The sequence below is a fragment of the Pseudomonas sp. MT92 genome, from assembly GCF_058792515.1.
Map to the genome: position 1 here is coordinate 26,016 of NZ_JBXAFA010000003.1, position 16,605 is coordinate 42,620.

Genomic DNA, 16,605 nt, shown 5'->3' on the forward strand with positions numbered 1-16,605 from the left:
CGGACAGGTGCACTGGGGCGAAGGTGTTGGCGCAGCTTTCTGTATTGCCACCGGTCCATGGCCTGGGAAAGCCGATGGGATTTTTCGTAGCCGGACAAATCTCCTGTTCAACGAGCAGCGTTTCGTTTAATCGCCACTGGATGTCAGGGGCAGTCGAAATGCATGGCCCAGGAGAATGACCTCATGACCGTGTTCACACTTTTGTCCGGCACATCCTCGACACTGACTGATTCAAGTCATGAACGGTGCCGCGACCTCTACGGCGTGTTGTACAGCAAGGCTTCCGATGCCGAATCAAGGGCGGAAACCTTACTGCACCAACAACTGGCCCGCGCCGCTGAGCTGCCTTGTGACTTGCCCGAAACGCCGGAGCAATTGTCGGCATGGGCCGAACGGCATTGTGCCGAGGTGGCACGCGACTATGCCCGGTACATCGAGGAGCGCCAGCAGGGCGGCGCACGGCGCTATTTTCAGAATAAGGCTCACGCGCTGTATTTCCTGCAACGGGTAGCGCCGACCAAAGAGGTCGATGGCGCCTGGCTGGAGGGGGTGGTGGATGGCTGGCAGGACCAACGGTTCGACGGTCCGGTCAGCACATGCATTCCGATTACTGTCGGATCGAGGGCAGGACCGTGAACGAGTGGCTGTCGGCGGCCGGGCAGGTGGAGGACTTTCTCGGCGCACTGGAGCGCAAGGGTTGGATCAAGCGCCATTGTCCACCACAGGAAAGTCGCTTCTGGAATTTGATCGAAGGCAGCACCGCCGCCATGTTCGGCGTGTTCAGTGGATACGAGAAGCAACTGCTGCGCGACTGGATGGCCGGTGACTGGCAAGACCCGAAACGTCAGCCATCACTGCGTCGCAAGCACGACGAGAACCACACCGACGCCGGGTGGGCAGATGATCCGGAACTCAAGGCATTGCAGGACACCCTGAGCGAGCAATCGCCACGGCAACAGCTTGAGTCGTTGATTCCGTGGCCCTCGGCGCAACGTCATTGCCGTCCGGCCGGGCTCTACGCCTCTCGACGCTTCATTGAATTGCGTACCCGTCTGCGCTGACCCCTTTGCACTGACTCAAGGAGCGCCACATGTCAGCACAACAAAACGCCGATCAAGGCTTACTGGAGTGGGGCAGGCGCCTGCTCGCCGAGCATTATCGTTTCGTCACCCCGACCCCGTTGACCCACCAAAGGGTTCTTCAGCGCCTGGCGACACCGCTGGCAAAAGACCTGCGCGATGTTTTCGGTGGGTCGATGCCGTTCGATCACCGGTTGTTTGCGACGGAGGCACTGGCGGCGCTGGAGCAGGCAGGCATCGTCGAAAGGGAGGGCTCGCTATGGCGCAGTACTGTGCGCTGGTCAACCCTGGAAGGATTGCTGTTCGCCCATTCGGCGTACCCGACGACCCAGGCCGACTCGGTGTTTTTCGGTCCCGACAGCTACCGCTTTGCCCGGTTGATCGAAGCGCATTTGCAGCAGTGTTTCGAGCCTGTGCGGCGCGTGGTGGACATCGGTTGTGGTGCCGGCGTCGGCGCGTTGATCGTCGCCCGCGCCCGACGCGACGCGTGACCATGAGCCGCCTCGGGGGGGAGGCGGTCAGCAGATCAATGCATCTTGCTGTGGTCCATCATCTTGTTGTGATCCATGGTGCCCAGCGCCCTGGCTTCAGCTTCGACGTTGATCGTTTCTTTCTCGCCCTTGGCGTTTTCCACGACCAGGGTCAGCGGCACTTTGCTGCCTTCCTGAACCTGGGCATTCAAGTCCATCAACATGACGTGGTAGCCGCCCGGATCGAGGCTCACCGGTTTGCCGGCCGGCAGCTCGACGGACTCGACCTGACCCATTTTCATCACGTCGTCTTTCATGCTCATCTGGTGGATTTGCACGGTCCTGGCGACGGGCGACTGTACGCTCAGCAGTTTGCTATCGGTGTCCGCCTGCAGGGTCATGAAGGCCCCGGTCGATGGCTGGCCGGCCACCGTCGCGCGAACCCAGGCGTCGTTGACCAGGGTTTGCGCCGACGCTTGCCAGGCCATGCCGATCAGGGACAGGCCGAGGGCCAGTTGTTTAAAACGCTTTGCGTACAACGAAGTCATCAGCAGACCTCCATGACGGTGAGCAGGTCTTCTGCGCACTCTTTTGCGGTAAGGGACGCGGACAGCCCGAGGCGCAAGTTGCCCCTGGAGTCGAAGACGTAGCTGGTCGCGGTGTGGGAGAGGGTGTAGGTGTCGCCGCTCGGGACTTTTTCATAAAACACGCCGAACTCCTTGGCGGTGGCGGCGGTTTCTTCCAGGCTGCCATAGAGCGCCTCGAAACTCGGGTCGAAGGCCTTGACGTATTTGTCGAGCATTTGCGGGGTATCGCGCTCGGGGTCCAGGGTGATGAAGATCACTTGCAGGCGTTCGCCGTCGCGGCCCATCAGCTTCTTGGCCTGGGCGGCGCGGGCCAGTGTCGTCGGGCACACCGCAGGGCATTGGGTGAAACCGAAGAAGATCATCGGCATCAGGCCACGGTAGCTGCCGAGCATCCGGGTCTCGCCCTGGGCGTCCTTGAGCTTGAAGTTACGCCCCATGATCTTGTCGCTCAGATCCTTGCCGTACTTGAACGACAGCTTGTTGCTGTCATCACAGCCGGCGAGCAGGCCAAGGCTCAGCAGGCCCATGCCTTGCAGGACGGTGCGACGGGTATACAACGTACTCATGGAAAAAAGCTTCCTGTGTCACCACTGAAAAACCACAGTGCCTGACGTATCAGGCGAAAAAAAGCGCGTGGATGTTAACAAACTGTTGCCCTGTGGCGCTCAATCGGTCGCCCGCCGGTCATGCGCCAAATGGTCGCGGTCAGCCGTTCACAACCCGGCTAAACGCGCCTTTGGGGGCACAGTGCAGATGCACCACCGTGCACGATTGATGGTCGGAGATCCCGATGACGACAACGACTCAACAGTTTTAACGGGCGGGTACTAGCCGATGGATTCGGCGTGTTTGTCTACTTCTTTTTCGCGGTGCCTTCAGTGTTGGATATTTGAGTCAAGCTCAAATGCCGGGCCGTTTCGGCTATATAACGAGCCCGCTCAAAGCGACTAAGGCATCTGCTTGTAATAAGCCTGAATTGTTGCAGGAATTGATAATTACTTTCACGGGAAACCGGATCAATGTTTCGGCGCGAAAGTGTTATAAGTTTTTCGCCTTAGGGCCTGCCATGTAATAAAAAATAAACCGTTATAAAACGGTGTATCACTCTGCGCGATCAAAAGATTGCGACTTAGAGCTTTTTTCTTATCTGCCATTGACTTACGACTGTTCGCTTTTGACCGCCCGACTTCAGGGGATGCCCTGCTTTCTGCGCATTGAGAGACGAGGCAGTTCTATTAAAAAACAGGGGAACGAACAATGTCTTTGAAGTGGAATTTGGTGGCGCTGGCTGTCTCACTGGGTGTTACTCAACTAGCGTCGGCCGCTGGTGTGGAAGACCAGGCGACTGCCAAGGGGTTTGTTGAAGGCAGCAGTTTGAACCTCCTACTTCGCAACTTTTATTTTGATCGTGACGGTAAGAATACGGCGGGCGACAAACAGGACTGGTTGCAAGTGACACAAGGCAACTTCACCTCCGGCTTCACCCAAGGCACCGTCGGCTTTGGGGTGGATGCCTACGGGTACTGGGGGGTGAAGCTGGACGGTGGCAAAGGCAATGCGGACTCCGGCAACTTGCCGGTCGACAGCAACGGCCGGCCGAAGGATGACTTCAGCAGCGCAGGCGCGTCGATCAAGGCCCGGTTCTCCAAGACTGAACTGCACTATGGCAACTTGCAGCCAAACAACCCGGTCCTGGCCACGGCGGGCACTCGTGCCACGCCTCAAACGGCGACCGGTTTCAACTTGTTGAGCAGCGAAATCGAAGGGTTGAACCTCGACGCCGGGCATTTCACCGCCAGTAACGGTTCGACCACAACCAACAATAGCCATGACCTGTATGCCGGTTATGCAAACGTGGCGGCCAAGAGTATTGACTACCTCGGCGGCAAGTACACGCTGACCGACAACTTGTCCATGAGCTTGTTTGCGTCGGACCTCAAAGACGTCTGGCACCAATACTATGGCAATGCCAACTACACGATCCCGTTCACTGCCGATCAGTCACTGAACCTGGACTTCAATATCTACCGCACCCTCGATTCCGGCCAATCCAAAGCCGGCGCCATCGACAACACCACCTGGTCGATGGCTGCGGCGTACTCTTTCCTGAGTGCTCACACCGTTACACTGGCGTTCCAGAAAGTTCACGGCGACACGCCGTTTGACTATGTGGCCGTTGGCAATAACAAGTCGGGTGATTTGGCCGACTCCATCTTCCTGGCCAACTCGGTTCAGTACTCTGACTTTAACGGTCCTGGCGAAAAATCCTGGCAGGCCCGTTACGACCTGAACATGGCGGCCTATGGCGTGCCGGGGCTGAGCTTTATGACGCGCTACCTGAACGGCGACAATATCGACGGCACCCACATGCCGGTCGGCAGCGCCTACCAGGCCTATGGTTATGGCTCTGACGGCAAGCACCACGAAACCAACTTCGAAGCCAAATACGTGGTGCAGACCGGTCCAGCCAAAGACTTGTCGATGCGGGTGCGTCAAGCCTGGCACCGCGGTAACGCCGATCAGGCGGAAGGGGATTACAACGAAACCCGTCTGATCGTGGATTACCCGATCTCGATTTTCTAAGCGCAAGACCGCCGGTCAGGCCCGAAGGGCGCACCGCGTTGACGGCCAGTTTCAGCCCTGCTGAAGCTGGCCGTTTTGTTTGTACAAGCGCTTCCCTGGGTGCACTTTTAAAGCGCCGTGGCTGACGACGTGCACCAGTGCGAGGCGATTTTCCAGGTGTTCCAGCGTCATGTGTCACCCGCCGTCGGAACGCTTCCATCCTGCCGGGAACGCCTCTGGCCCACCCTTACAAGGCCATTTCCAGCGCGTGATGGACCCGTTTCGCCTGTCGCGCACAGCATCCGTCACCCACTGGCACAAAGGCTGCATTAATCCCCTCAAGTCCATCTGAAAAAGAGGGACAGCCCTCTCGGTCAACGACGATCGACTGGCCGCACAGGTCGTGGGCTACATCGGTGGATCAGGCATAGCCGTCTGGTTTCAACACCGCAAAAGAACAGGCAAAGACGCCTGGAACCGCAAGGTTTCAGGCGTTTTTTTTTGCTTTTTTTTACCGTGATTGGCTTTGGCAGGTGTCGTTTATGAATTCCAATGTAGCCACGTTGAACAAGCTGCAAACGCTGGTCGTGATCGGCAACGGCATGGTCGGACATCATTGTGTGGAACAGTTGATCGAGCGCGGAGCCCTTGATCGCTATCGCTTGCACGTCTTCAGCGAAGAGCCGATGCGCGCTTACGACCGTGTGCACCTTTCCGAATACTTCTCCGGCCGCGACGCCGAGTCGTTGGCGCTGAGCGATGCATCGTTGTACCAGACGCCCGGCGTCACCCTGCACCTGGGTGTGCCGGTGCTGGAAATCGACCGCGAGCGTCGTCAGGTCATCACCGCGCAAGGGTGTGTCAGCTACGACAAACTGGTCCTGGGCACCGGCTCCTACCCCTTTGTGCCGCCGATTGAAGGCGCTGAAGGCGATTCGCGCCTGGTCTATCGCACCCTCGAAGACCTCGATGCCATTCGAGCGGCGGCGGCCAATGCCCGGCGCGGCGTCGTGGTCGGCGGTGGCCTGCTCGGTCTGGAAGCGGCCAACGCGCTCAAGCGCCTGGGCCTTGAAGCCCACGTCGTGGAGTTCGCCCCGCGCCTGATGCCGGTGCAACTGGACGATCTGGGTGGCCTGGCGCTCAAGGCACAAATCGAACGCCTGGGCGTCGGCGTGCACCTGTCCCGCGCCACGCAATCGATCAGCGCCGGTGAGGACTACCGCTATCGGATGAATTTTGCCAACGACGAATTTCTCGAAACCGACCTGGTGGTGTTCTCCGCCGGTATTCGCGCCCAGGATGCGCTGGCTCGCCAATGTGCGCTGGAGATCGGCCCCCGCGGTGGCGTGGTGATCGACGACACCTGCTTGAGCTGCGACCCGAACATCTATGCCATCGGCGAGTGCGCATCCTGGAATGGCAGCCTGTTCGGTCTGGTCGCGCCCGGCTATCAAATGGCGCGCAGCGTCGCCGCGCGGCTGTGCGATGACGTGGCCGAGCCGTTCCAGGGCGCCGACATGTCGACCAAGCTCAAACTGCTGGGCGTCGACGTCGGCTCCATCGGCGATGCCCACGCCCATACGCCGGGTGCCCGCAGCTATCAGTTCATTGACGAGACGAGCGCCGGCTACCGGCGCCTGGTGGTGGACGCCACCGGCAAGCGCGTGCTGGGTGCGGTGCTGATCGGCGACAACAGCTACTACGACACCCTGCTGCAATACATGCAGAACGCGATTGCCTTGCCGTCCGAACCGGCCGCGCTGATTCTGCCGTCGTCCGAAGGCGCGCCGACCCTGGGGCCGGGCGCCTTGCCGGAAGCGGCGACGATCTGCTCTTGCCACAACGTGACCAAGGGCGCCATCTGCTCGGCCATCGACGGCGGTTGCACCGACCTCGGCCTGCTCAAGTCACAGACCAAGGCCTGTACCGGCTGCGGCGGTTGCGCCGGTCTGCTCAAGCAAGTGTTCGAGCATGAGTTGACCGCCCGGGGCGTCAGTGTCGACAAGAGCCTGTGCGAACACTTCGCCTACACCCGCCAGGAGCTGTATGCGCTGGTTCGGGTGGAAGGGGTGATCACCTTCGAAGAACTGCTGGCCAAACATGGCCGGGGTCACACCGGTTGCGACGTGTGCAAGCCGGCCGTGGGCTCGATCCTCGCCTCGTGCTGGAACCAGCCGATCATGGACCCGTCGCTGGTGCCGTTGCAGGACACCAACGACACCTTCATGGCCAACATGCAGAAGAACGGCACGTACTCGGTGGTGCCGCGCATTCCCGGCGGCGAGATCACCGCCGACAAGCTAATTGCCATAGGCGTCGTCGCGAAGAAATACGACCTCTACACCAAGATCACCGGTGGCCAGCGCATCGACCTGTTCGGCGCCCAGTTGCATGAGTTGCCGGACATCTGGGCCGAGTTGATCGAAGCCGGTTTCGAAACTGGCCACGCCTACGGCAAATCGACCCGTACGGTGAAATCTTGCGTCGGCAGCACCTGGTGCCGCTACGGCGTGCAGGACAGTGTGCAAATGGCCCTGACCCTCGAGGATCGCTACAAGGGCCTGCGTTCGCCGCACAAGCTCAAGTTCGCCGTCTCCGGTTGCACCCGCGAGTGCGCCGAGGCGCAAAGCAAGGACGTCGGCGTGATTGCCACCGAGAAAGGCTGGAACCTCTACATCGCCGGTAACGGAGGCATGCGTCCACGTCACGCCGAGTTGTTCGCCACCGACCTGGACGACGCGACCCTGATCCGCTACATCGACCGCTTCCTGATGTTCTACATCCGCACCGCCGACAAACTGCAGCGCACCTCGGTCTGGCGCGAAAGCCTGGAGGGCGGCCTGGATTACCTCAAGGATGTGATCCTCCACGACAGCCTGGGCCTGGGCGCTGAACTGGAGTCGCAGATGCAGTTGGTGGTCAACCGCTATGAATGTGAGTGGGCCAACGCCCTCAAGGACCCGGAAAAGCTCAAGCGCTTCCGCACCTTCGTCAACGATAAACGCCCGGACCCGGACATTCACTTTGTCCAGGAACGTGGTCAACGCCGGCCGATCATGGCGGCCGAACTCAACCTGATCCCTGTTACCGAGGAGACTGTCTGATGACTCAGTCCAATACCCAACGCGTTGAAACCGGTGCGTCAGCTGTCTGGCAATCGGTGTGCAGCCAACAGGATCTGGTGAATGACTCCGGTGTGGTGGTGTGGCTGGACGGCGCGCAAGTGGCGCTGTTCTACCTGCCGGGCGTCGAGGGCAAAAACCTCTACGCCATTGACAATCACGACCCGCAATCGGGGGCCAATGTCATCGGTCGCGGCCTGGTCGGCAGCCTCAAGGGCGATCTGGTGGTGGCGTCGCCGATCTACAAGCAGCATTTCCGCCTGGAGGACGGCACCTGCCTGGAGTACCCGCAACAGCGTCTGCGGGTCTGGCCGGTGCGGTTGAATGATGGGGTCGTGGAGGTCGGGGTGGCCTGACAACACACTTTTGTGAGCGTTGCGGCGCGGCGATCCGACTTGCCAGCGTTAGAGGTATTTGTCCGTGACGGCGCCTTCAGAGGCGCTGGACACGGTCTTCGCGTATTTGGCCAACACCCCGCGTTTGTACTTCGGCTCCGGCCGCACCCAACGGCTCTTGCGTTCGGCCAGTTCGGCATCCGGCACATCGACCGTGATCTGTCGGGTTTCGGCGTCGATGGTGATGTTGTCACCGTTTTCGACCAGCGCAATCGGCCCGCCGTCAAACGCCTCGGGCGTGATATGCCCCACGACAAAACCGTGTGAGCCGCCGGAGAAACGGCCGTCGGTGATCAACGCCACCTCCTTGCCCAATCCCTTGCCCATCACCGCCGAGGTCGGCGAGAGCATTTCGCGCATGCCCGGCCCGCCCTTGGGGCCTTCGTAACGGATCACGATCACTTCGCCAGGTTGCACTTCACCGTTGAGGATGCCCGCCAGCGCATCTTCTTCGCCGTGGTAGACCCGTGCCGTGCCCTCAAAGCGCAGGCCTTCCTTGCCGGTGATCTTGGCCACGGCACCGGTGGGCGAGAGATTGCCGTGCAGGATCACCAGGTGCGAGTCCTTCTTGACCGGTTGGTCGAAGGGCAGGATCACGTCCTGGCCGGCCGGGTAGTCGGGGACGTGCGCGAGGTTTTCGGCCAGGGTCTTGCCGGTGACGGTCAGCACATCGCCATGCAGCATCCCGGCTGCCAGCATGCGTTTCATCAAGGGTTGAATGCCGCCGATGGCCACCAGTTCGCTCATCATGTATTTGCCGCTGGGGCGCAGGTCGGCGACCACGGGAGAAACCTTGCCCAGCTCGACGAAGTCATCGAGGGTCAGTTCGACATCGACCGCATGGGCCATGGCCAACAGGTGCAACACGGCGTTGGTCGAGCCGGCGAGGGCGATCACCACGCGGATGGCATTTTCGAAGGCCTTGCGGGTCATGATGTCGCGCGGTTTGAGGTCAAGCTTGAGCAGTTCCATGACCTGCTGGCCGGCCCGGAAACTGTCCGACGCCTTGTCGCTGCCGATGGCGTCCTGGGAGCTGGAACCGGGCAGGCTCATGCCCAGCGCCTCGATGGCCGACGCCATGGTATTGGCGGTGTACATGCCGCCGCACGACCCGGGGCCGGGAATGGCCACTTCCTCGATCTGTTTGACCTGGATCTCGCTGATATCGCCGCGCGCGTGCTGGCCCACGGCCTCGAACACGGAAATGATGTCGGTGTGCCCGGCACCGGGGCGGATGGTGCCGCCATAGACGAAGATCGACGGCCGGTTCAGCCGCGCCATGCCGATCAGGCAGCCCGGCATGTTCTTGTCGCAACCGCCCAGGGTCACCAGTCCGTCGAAGCCTTCGCAACCGGCCACCACCTCGATGGAGTCGGCAATCACCTCACGGGACACCAGCGAATATTTCATGCCTTCGGTGCCGTTGGCGATGCCGTCGGAAATGGTGATGGTGTTGAAAATCACGCCCTTGGCACCGGCGGCATTCGCGCCTTTTTCGGCTTCGATCGCGAGTTTGTCGATGTGCATGTTGCAAGGTGTGACCATGGCCCAGGTGGAGGCAATGCCGATTTGCGGTTTCTTGAAGTCTTCGTCGGTGAAGCCCACTGCACGCAGCATGGCGCGGGCGGGTGCGGCCTCCACGCCGTCGATGACTTGAGAGGAGTGTTTGCGCAGATCGTCTTTATCGCTCATGGGCGGTTCCTCACAGGCTCAACGGATGACCAGTGAGTATAGTCGCCCCTGCACCGCAAGCCTGGCGCCTGCTGATCCATCAACCGCGGGTTTGCCGTGTCGTGATATTCTTCGCGCCAACTTGGTTTGACCTATTCGGTTTTCCTGTCCTTGAGACGGGCGAACGGAATCACTGTCGCTCAAGTAGCTGAAGCCAAAAAAGATAAAAAGTCAGTTCAGAAGGGACATATAACTGGGGTCGATACAGTCGGCCTTGTGTGCCCACCCTCCGGATGTCATGCGCGAGAACCTGCGGCAGCCTGCCTGAATGCCGTAAATCAAGGCTCGTGAGTGAAGCTGGAAGGGCGGATTGCGTTTTATCATAGGTGCTACAGATGTTTAAAAAAGTGAACACGGCCCTGCTGGGGCTGGCCCTGTCGTTGGGGATGACGACGGCCCAGGCCGAAGAAGCCAGGAAAGTCGACGTGCTGCTGATTGGTGGCGGCATCATGAGTGCGACCCTTGGCGTCTGGCTCAATGAGCTGGAACCCGGTACCTCGATGGAAATGATCGAGCGTCTCGATGGCGTCGCCCTGGAGAGCTCCAACGGCTGGAACAACGCCGGTACCGGTCACTCCGCCCTGGCTGAATTGAACTACACCCCGGAAGACGAGAACGGCAAAGTCTCGATCCCGAAAGCCGTTGAAATCAACGAAGCTTTCCAGATCTCCCGTCAGTTCTGGGCCTGGCAGGTTCAGCAAGGCGTGCTGAAAAACCCGCGTTCGTTCATCAACTCCACGCCGCACATGAGCTTTGTGTGGGGCGATGACAACATCAAGTTCCTGAAAAAGCGCTACGAAGCCCTGCAAGCGAGCCCGCTGTTCGCCGGCATGCAGTACTCCGAAGACCCGGCGGTGATCAAGAAGTGGGTTCCGCTGATGATGGAAGGGCGCGACCCGAACCAGAAAGTCGCGGCCACCTGGTCTCCGATCGGCACCGACGTGAACTTCGGCGAAATCACGCGTCAATTCGTGGCTCACCTGCAAACCACGCCGAAATTCGACTTGAAGCTGTCCAGCGAAGTGCAGGACATCACCAAGAACGCAGACGGCAGCTGGCGCGTCAGCTACAAAAACCTCAAAGACGGCAGCCAATCCGAAACCGACGCCAAGTTCGTGTTCATCGGCGCTGGCGGCGGTGCCCTGCACCTGCTGCAGAAGTCCGGCATTCCTGAAGCCAGGGAATACGCAGGCTTCCCGGTGGGTGGCTCGTTCCTGGTGACCGAAAACCCGGCCATCGCCGAGCAACACCTGGCCAAGGCCTACGGCAAAGCCTCCGTTGGCGCACCGCCGATGTCGGTTCCGCACCTGGACACCCGCGTCCTGGACGGCAAGCGCGTGATCCTGTTTGGCCCGTTCGCGACCTTCTCGACCAAGTTCCTCAAGGAAGGTTCGTACCTGGACCTGCTGACCACCACGACCACGCACAACGTGTGGCCAATGACCAAGGTCGGCATCAAGGAATACCCGCTGGTCGAGTACCTGGCCGGTCAGTTGATGCTGTCGGATGAAGACCGCCTCAATGCCCTGAAGGAATACTTCCCGAACGCCAAGGCCGAAGACTGGCGCCTGTGGCAAGCGGGCCAGCGCGTGCAGATCATCAAGCGTGATGAAGCCGCCGGTGGCGTGCTGAAGCTGGGCACCGAGATCGTCGCTTCCCAGGACGGCACCATCGCCGGCCTGCTGGGCGCATCGCCAGGCGCTTCGACCGCTGCACCGATCATGCTGTCGGTACTGCAGAAAGTCTTCAAGGACAAGGTCGCGACCCCGGCCTGGCAAGAGAAGCTGCACCAGATCGTGCCGAGCTACGGCACCGCGCTCAATGCCAGCCCCGAGAAAGTGGCGCAAGAGTGGGCCTACACCGCCAAGGTGCTGGAACTGACTCCGCCACCGGTGATCGGTCAGGTTGCTGCTCCGGCTGTCGAGGCTGAAAAGCCGAAGGCGCCAAAGGAGAACGCCTCGACGGATATGGCGTTGTGATCCGCAGGTCCCGTCGTTGTGAACGGGACGCCCGGATGAGCTGATCCGCGATAAAGAAAGCCCGCTGAACCGGTGACGGTCAGCGGGCTTTTCTTTGGGTTTTTAATGGCATTGCGGCAGGGCAATACCTGTAGGAGCTGGCCTGTCGGGTCGCCGCATCGCAGCGATGATCGTTAACGATAACGCGTGTGGCCTGGTTAAACGCGGCGCACTGGAGTCCATCGCCACCCGCAGGTTGTGCGTTTACCGGGCTCGCGTGCAGAGCCTTGTTCTGGGCGGACTTTGATCTGATCCGTATTTTTCTGCGCTTTCTGCCTCTGTAACGTACTCAGCTGGCGCGCCACAATAACGGTACGGTCGGCAGTCGCCGCCGTGATTGCACCGTACTTTCAAGCTGGAGGAAGACTTATGGGCAAGATGGCATTTTTTCTCGGTGGCTTTCTGATACTGACGATCCTGATCGGCGTGCTGGCCACTATTTCACCGGTTTAACGCTGCCAGGTCATGACCCCCTGCCTTGATCTTGAATATCGCAATATAAAAATGTATACAGCGATCACGTGCGCGGTCTTAAACAAGGAATGACTCATGACCATGGCCCTGAGTGGTAAAGAAGCGGTAGGCGAACGTTACGACCTGGAATCGATGCGCCATGCGCAGCAAATGACCTGGAAGGCGATCGATCAGATTGCCCGCGTCATCACTCCGGGCATGCGCGAGTCCGAGGCGCAGTTGCTCGGCAAGCAGGTGTTGTCCGAACTGGGCATGGATCGAATCTGGCATCCACTGCTGGTGCGCTTCGGTGCCAATACGCTCAAGACGTTCAAGCAGCGTTCCGATGGCGACCCGCAATTGGGCGAAGAGGACATTTTCTTCATCGACATGGGCGTGGTCTGGCAGGGCCACGAAGGGGATGCCGGCGCAACATTCACCACCGGTTCCGATCCGCAAATGATCGCCTGTGCGGCGGCGGCCAAGGATCTGTTTGACCGGGTCGAAAGCTTTTGGCGCAGCGAGCGGGTGTCCGGCGTGGCGCTTTATGACTATGCCGCCGCTCAGGCAACGGCCATGGGCTGGAGGCTCAATCTGGACATCAAGGGTCACCGGGTCAGCGATTTTCCCCATGCGATCTACCGGGGTGGCGACCTCGGGGATCTGGATCAATGCCCGAATACCGGCCTGTGGATTCTGGAAATCCAGATCGCCCATCCCGAGCGTCCCTTCGGCGCGTTCTATGAGGATTTGCTGATTTGACCGTCGAGTGAAGCGGCGTCCCGGGAAATTGCGCTATTGTCGCTGGCCAGCACTGGAGCGATTTACAAGGGACGAAGCACATGACATTGACTGTCGAAAGCCTGGTCAGCATTGCAATGACCAACCCCATCAACGCTGAATTGACCGCACGTTTGCCTGCACTGGGTTTGTCCGAGTGCATGCTCACGGCCGGTTGCCTGTTCCAGGCTGTATGGAACCATCAGGCGCAGTGGCCGGCCGCATGGGGCGTGAAGGACTACGACGTTTTCTACTTCGACGAGGATCTGTCCTGGGAGGCCGAGAATGAGGTCATTCAGTGCGCGCAGCGTCTGTTCCGGGACCTGGACGCCAACGTCGAGATCAGGAACCAGGCTCGCGTGCACCTGTGGTATGGCCAGCGGTTTGGCGGTGCCTATCCTCAGCTTCAGTCGGCCAGGGACGGAATCGATCGTTACCTGATCGCCGGCACCTGCATCGGTCTGGATGTTGAAACCGGCGAGCTCTATGCACCCAACGGCCTGGCCGACACCGAGCACGGCCTGCTGCGTATCAATCGCAAGAATCCCAAGCCGGAGCTGTTCGCGCAGAAGGCGAAAAGTTATCAGGCGCGCTGGCCCTGGCTCAGGATCGTTGAACCTGATAGTCCGTGACCCGTTGCGCAGGCGAGAAGCACTGGCAGCGCCTCCATCGAACCTCTGCCGGCGACTTCAGATCCGCGCCAGCGCCTGAGCCAGATCCCCACGCAGGTCTTCGACATCTTCGACCCCCACGGACAAGCGCACCAGCGCATCGCCGATACCCAACTGTGCACGGGTGTCGGCGGGGATGGTGGCGTGGGTCATGATCGCCGGGTGCTCGATCAGGCTTTCCACACCCCCCAGGCTTTCGGCCAGGGCAAAGATCCGCACGTTTTCGAGGAACCGCCTGGAACCGGCCAGGTCGGTGTTGAGGTCGAGCGAAATCATCCCGCCGTAACCGCGCATTTGTCGCCGCGCCAGCTCGTGCTGCGGGTGCGACGCCAGGCCCGGATAGTAGACGCGCGCCACCTGTGGCTGGCGCTCCAGCCATTGCGCCAGCTCCAGCGCATTGCTGCAGTGACGTTCCATGCGCAGCGCCAGGGTCTTGACCCCGCGCAGGGTGAGAAAGGCGTCGAACGGGCCGGCAATCGCGCCCACTGCGTTCTGCAAAAAGCCCAGGCGCTCGGCCAGTTCGGCGTTCTGCCCGACCACGGCGATACCACCAATCACGTCGGAGTGGCCGTTGAGGTACTTGGTCGTCGAGTGCAGCACGATGTCGAAACCCAGCTCCAGCGGGCGCTGGATATACGGGCTGGCAAAGGTGTTGTCGGCCACGCAGATAATGCCCCGTGCATGGCAGATTCGGGCGATGGCGGCGAGGTCGGACAGGCGCAGCAGGGGATTGCTCGGCGTCTCGACCATGACCATCCGGGTATCGTCTTGCAGTGCCGCTTCGAACGCCGCCAGGTCGGTCAAGTCGACGAAGCTGAAACGATGCCCGGCGCTGCGCTGGCGCACCTTGTCGAACAGGCGGAAGGTCCCGCCGTACAAATCATTGCCCGAGACCACGTGCGAGCCGGCGTCGAGCAGCTCCAGTACGGTGGAGATCGTTGCCAGCCCGGACGCGAAAGCGAAGGCCTGGGTGCCCCCTTCGAGATCGGCCACGCAACGCTCCAGTGCCCAGCGCGTCGGGTTGTGCGAGCGTCCGTAGTCGAGGCCTTTGTGCACGCCGGGGCTTTGCTGCAAATAGGTGGAGTTGGCATAAATGGGTGGCATCAGCGCCCCGGTGGAAGGGTCCGGCGCCTGTCCCGCGTGGATCACCCGGGTGGCGAAGCCCTGTGGCGCGGCGTCTTTATCGTGCTGACTCATGCTAGGGATCTCCGTAAGTGATTGAGCATGTCGAACCGGGTAATCAGGCCATGAAAGCCCGACGCGTCGGCGATGATGGCCACCAGGCCGCGGTCGAGCTCTGCCTGCAGCTCGGCCAGGCTGGCGCCGGGCGGCAGGGTTTGCAGTTTGTCGGTCATCGCGCCGGCCACGGTCAGGCGAAATTGCGAGGCGTCCTGGTGCACACGCAACAGAATGTCGGACTCGTCGATCACCCCGATCAGCCGCTGGCCATCGACCAGCACCGGCAGTTGCGACACATCCGCCAGGCGCATGCGCTGGAAGGCGGTGAGCAGGGTGTCATCGGGGCCGACGCTGATCACCCGGCCATCTTCGAAACGCCGCGCGATCACGTCGCGCAGGTCGCCGTAGCGCTTGCTCTGCAGCAGGCCCTGATCGGACATCCACTGGTCGTTGTAGACCTTCGACAGGTAGCGGGTGCCGGTGTCACAGACGAAGCTGACCACCCGTTTCGGCTCGGTCTGCTCGCGGCAGTATCGCAGCGCCGCGGCCAGCAACGTACCGGTCGAGGAGCCGCCGAGGATGCCTTCGGCGCGCAGCAGTTGCCGGGCATGATCGAAGCTTTCCTCGTCGCTGATCGAGTAGGCGTGGCGCACACTGGAAAGGTCGGCAATCGAAGGAATGAAGTCCTCCCCGATGCCTTCCACCGCCCAGGAGCCGGGCGTCGGCAGGGTGCCATCGCGGCTGTATTGGGCCATCACTGAACCGACCGGGTCAGCCAGCACCATCTCCAGGTCCGGCTGTACCCGCTTGAAGAAACGCGTCAGCCCGGTCAGCGTGCCGGCCGAACCGACGCCGACCACAATGGCGTCCACATCATGCTGGGTCTGCGCCCAGATCTCCGGGGCGGTGCTGCACTCGTGGGCCAGTGGGTTGGCGGGGTTGTTGAACTGGTCGGCGAAGAAGGCGTCGGGGATGTCCTGTGCCAGCCGCGCGGCGACGTCCTGGTAGTACTCGGGATGGCCCTTGCCGACGTCGGAGCGGGTGATGTGCACTTCGGCGCCCATGGCCTTGAGGTGCAGGACTTTTTCCGTGGACATTTTGTCCGGCACCACCAGCACCACCCTATATCCCTTGGCGCGACCGACCAGGGCCAGGCCGAGACCGGTATTGCCGGCGGTGGCTTCAACGATGGTGCCACCGGGCTGCAGGCGACCATCGCGTTCGGCGGTATCGATCATCGCCAGCCCGATACGGTCCTTGATCGACCCACCGGGGTTCTGCGATTCAAGCTTGAGGAACAGGGTGCACGGGCCGGTATCGAAACGGCTGACACGCACCAGCGGCGTGTTGCCGATCAGTTCGAGTACGGCGGGGCGGGAGTCGTTTGGCATGTCGTCACCTCCTGTGGAAATTCGCACTGGAAAGACAGAAACCAGCGGCGCGTCATCGCACCATTTGCGGCAAATCTTCGTTTGGACCATAGGCCGGGATTGCCTCTGCCGCAACCTGAGGCGGCCAGTCGGTCATGTCGTCTGCGCGTGTCAACGGTCCCCGACTG

Annotated in this window: 11 protein-coding genes and 2 pseudogenes; 8 read left to right on the forward strand and 5 right to left on the reverse strand. The window is 60.9% G+C overall.

The window, feature by feature from the left end; genetic code table 11:
- The first annotated feature begins 183 nt into the window (after window positions 1–183).
- Both AC1Q6D_RS05990 and AC1Q6D_RS05995 read left to right on the forward strand, forming a co-directional pair.
- Window positions 184–1,061 (forward strand): annotated as a pseudogene (locus AC1Q6D_RS05990) (hypothetical protein).
- Between the two features lie 29 nt (window positions 1,062–1,090).
- Window positions 1,091–1,567, forward strand: a pseudogene (locus AC1Q6D_RS05995) (SAM-dependent methyltransferase); the annotation flags it as partial.
- 38 nt (window positions 1,568–1,605) lie between these two features.
- On the opposite strand, the gene AC1Q6D_RS06000 reads toward AC1Q6D_RS05995, so the two are convergent.
- Together AC1Q6D_RS06000 and AC1Q6D_RS06005 are read right to left on the reverse strand one after the other, a co-directional pair.
- The gene (locus tag AC1Q6D_RS06000) at window positions 1,606–2,097 is read right to left on the reverse strand and encodes a copper chaperone PCu(A)C (RefSeq protein WP_103404885.1); all 492 of its coding nucleotides are present in this window, start codon (window positions 2,095–2,097) and stop codon (window positions 1,606–1,608) included.
- Window positions 2,097–2,702 (reverse strand): SCO family protein, encoded by a 606-nt coding sequence (locus AC1Q6D_RS06005; RefSeq protein WP_103404884.1) that lies wholly within the window; start codon window positions 2,700–2,702, stop codon window positions 2,097–2,099. The genes AC1Q6D_RS06000 and AC1Q6D_RS06005 overlap by 1 nt, the downstream gene beginning before the upstream one ends.
- Window positions 2,703–3,393: 691 nt before the next feature.
- Here AC1Q6D_RS06005 and AC1Q6D_RS06010 point away from each other — a divergent pair.
- From AC1Q6D_RS06010 to nirD, 3 genes are all read left to right on the forward strand, one after another.
- On the forward strand, window positions 3,394–4,719 hold the full coding sequence (locus tag AC1Q6D_RS06010; RefSeq protein WP_103404883.1) for an OprD family porin: 1,326 nt from the start codon (window positions 3,394–3,396) through the stop codon (window positions 4,717–4,719).
- Between the two features lie 521 nt (window positions 4,720–5,240).
- The gene (nirB, locus tag AC1Q6D_RS06015) at window positions 5,241–7,802 is read left to right on the forward strand and encodes a nitrite reductase large subunit NirB (protein WP_103404882.1); all 2,562 of its coding nucleotides are present in this window, start codon (window positions 5,241–5,243) and stop codon (window positions 7,800–7,802) included.
- Window positions 7,802–8,176: a nitrite reductase small subunit NirD gene (gene nirD, locus AC1Q6D_RS06020; RefSeq protein WP_103404881.1), complete on the forward strand. Its 375-nt coding sequence runs from the start codon at window positions 7,802–7,804 to the stop codon at window positions 8,174–8,176. Before nirB ends, nirD begins: the two co-directional genes overlap by 1 nt.
- A gap of 48 nt (window positions 8,177–8,224) precedes the next feature.
- Here nirD and ilvD read toward each other — a convergent pair whose 3' ends face one another.
- The gene (gene ilvD, locus AC1Q6D_RS06025; RefSeq protein WP_103404880.1) at window positions 8,225–9,907 is read right to left on the reverse strand and encodes a dihydroxy-acid dehydratase; all 1,683 of its coding nucleotides are present in this window, start codon (window positions 9,905–9,907) and stop codon (window positions 8,225–8,227) included.
- 374 nt (window positions 9,908–10,281) lie between these two features.
- On the opposite strand from ilvD, the gene mqo reads away from it, so the two are divergent.
- The 3 genes from mqo to AC1Q6D_RS06040 all read left to right on the forward strand — a co-directional run bounded on the left by mqo (window position 10,282) and on the right by AC1Q6D_RS06040 (window position 13,829).
- Window positions 10,282–11,925: a malate dehydrogenase (quinone) gene (gene mqo / locus AC1Q6D_RS06030; RefSeq protein ID WP_103404879.1), complete on the forward strand. Its 1,644-nt coding sequence runs from the start codon at window positions 10,282–10,284 to the stop codon at window positions 11,923–11,925.
- Window positions 11,926–12,513: 588 nt separating this feature from the next.
- Window positions 12,514–13,179 (forward strand): M24 family metallopeptidase, encoded by a 666-nt coding sequence (locus tag AC1Q6D_RS06035; protein WP_103404878.1) that lies wholly within the window; start codon window positions 12,514–12,516, stop codon window positions 13,177–13,179.
- An 80-nt stretch (window positions 13,180–13,259) separates the two neighbouring features.
- Window positions 13,260–13,829: a nucleotidyltransferase family protein gene (locus AC1Q6D_RS06040; protein WP_256590285.1), complete on the forward strand. Its 570-nt coding sequence runs from the start codon at window positions 13,260–13,262 to the stop codon at window positions 13,827–13,829.
- Window positions 13,830–13,886: 57 nt separating this feature from the next.
- Here the strand turns inward: AC1Q6D_RS06040 and AC1Q6D_RS06045 are convergent, their stop codons facing one another.
- Together AC1Q6D_RS06045 and AC1Q6D_RS06050 are read right to left on the reverse strand one after the other, a co-directional pair.
- Window positions 13,887–15,065: a trans-sulfuration enzyme family protein gene (locus AC1Q6D_RS06045; RefSeq protein WP_103404877.1), complete on the reverse strand. Its 1,179-nt coding sequence runs from the start codon at window positions 15,063–15,065 to the stop codon at window positions 13,887–13,889.
- Window positions 15,062–16,438 (reverse strand): pyridoxal-phosphate dependent enzyme, encoded by a 1,377-nt coding sequence (locus tag AC1Q6D_RS06050; protein WP_047527915.1) that lies wholly within the window; start codon window positions 16,436–16,438, stop codon window positions 15,062–15,064. The genes AC1Q6D_RS06045 and AC1Q6D_RS06050 overlap by 4 nt, the downstream gene beginning before the upstream one ends.
- Window positions 16,439–16,605 lie beyond the last annotated feature (167 nt).

Coding starts and splice junctions, on each gene's coding strand:
- mqo (WP_103404879.1), top strand. CDS start 10,282: ATGTTTAAAAAAGTGAACACGGCCCTGCTGGGGCTGGCCCTGTCGTTG.
- nirB (WP_103404882.1), top strand. CDS start 5,241: ATGAATTCCAATGTAGCCACGTTGAACAAGCTGCAAACGCTGGTCGTG.
- ilvD (WP_103404880.1), bottom strand. CDS start 9,907: ATGAGCGATAAAGACGATCTGCGCAAACACTCCTCTCAAGTCATCGAC.
- nirD (WP_103404881.1), top strand. CDS start 7,802: ATGACTCAGTCCAATACCCAACGCGTTGAAACCGGTGCGTCAGCTGTC.
- AC1Q6D_RS06035 (WP_103404878.1), top strand. CDS start 12,514: ATGACCATGGCCCTGAGTGGTAAAGAAGCGGTAGGCGAACGTTACGAC.
- AC1Q6D_RS06005 (WP_103404884.1), bottom strand. CDS start 2,702: ATGAGTACGTTGTATACCCGTCGCACCGTCCTGCAAGGCATGGGCCTG.
- AC1Q6D_RS06050 (WP_047527915.1), bottom strand. CDS start 16,438: ATGCCAAACGACTCCCGCCCCGCCGTACTCGAACTGATCGGCAACACG.
- AC1Q6D_RS06010 (WP_103404883.1), top strand. CDS start 3,394: ATGTCTTTGAAGTGGAATTTGGTGGCGCTGGCTGTCTCACTGGGTGTT.
- AC1Q6D_RS06040 (WP_256590285.1), top strand. CDS start 13,260: ATGACATTGACTGTCGAAAGCCTGGTCAGCATTGCAATGACCAACCCC.
- AC1Q6D_RS06000 (WP_103404885.1), bottom strand. CDS start 2,097: ATGACTTCGTTGTACGCAAAGCGTTTTAAACAACTGGCCCTCGGCCTG.
- AC1Q6D_RS06045 (WP_103404877.1), bottom strand. CDS start 15,065: ATGAGTCAGCACGATAAAGACGCCGCGCCACAGGGCTTCGCCACCCGG.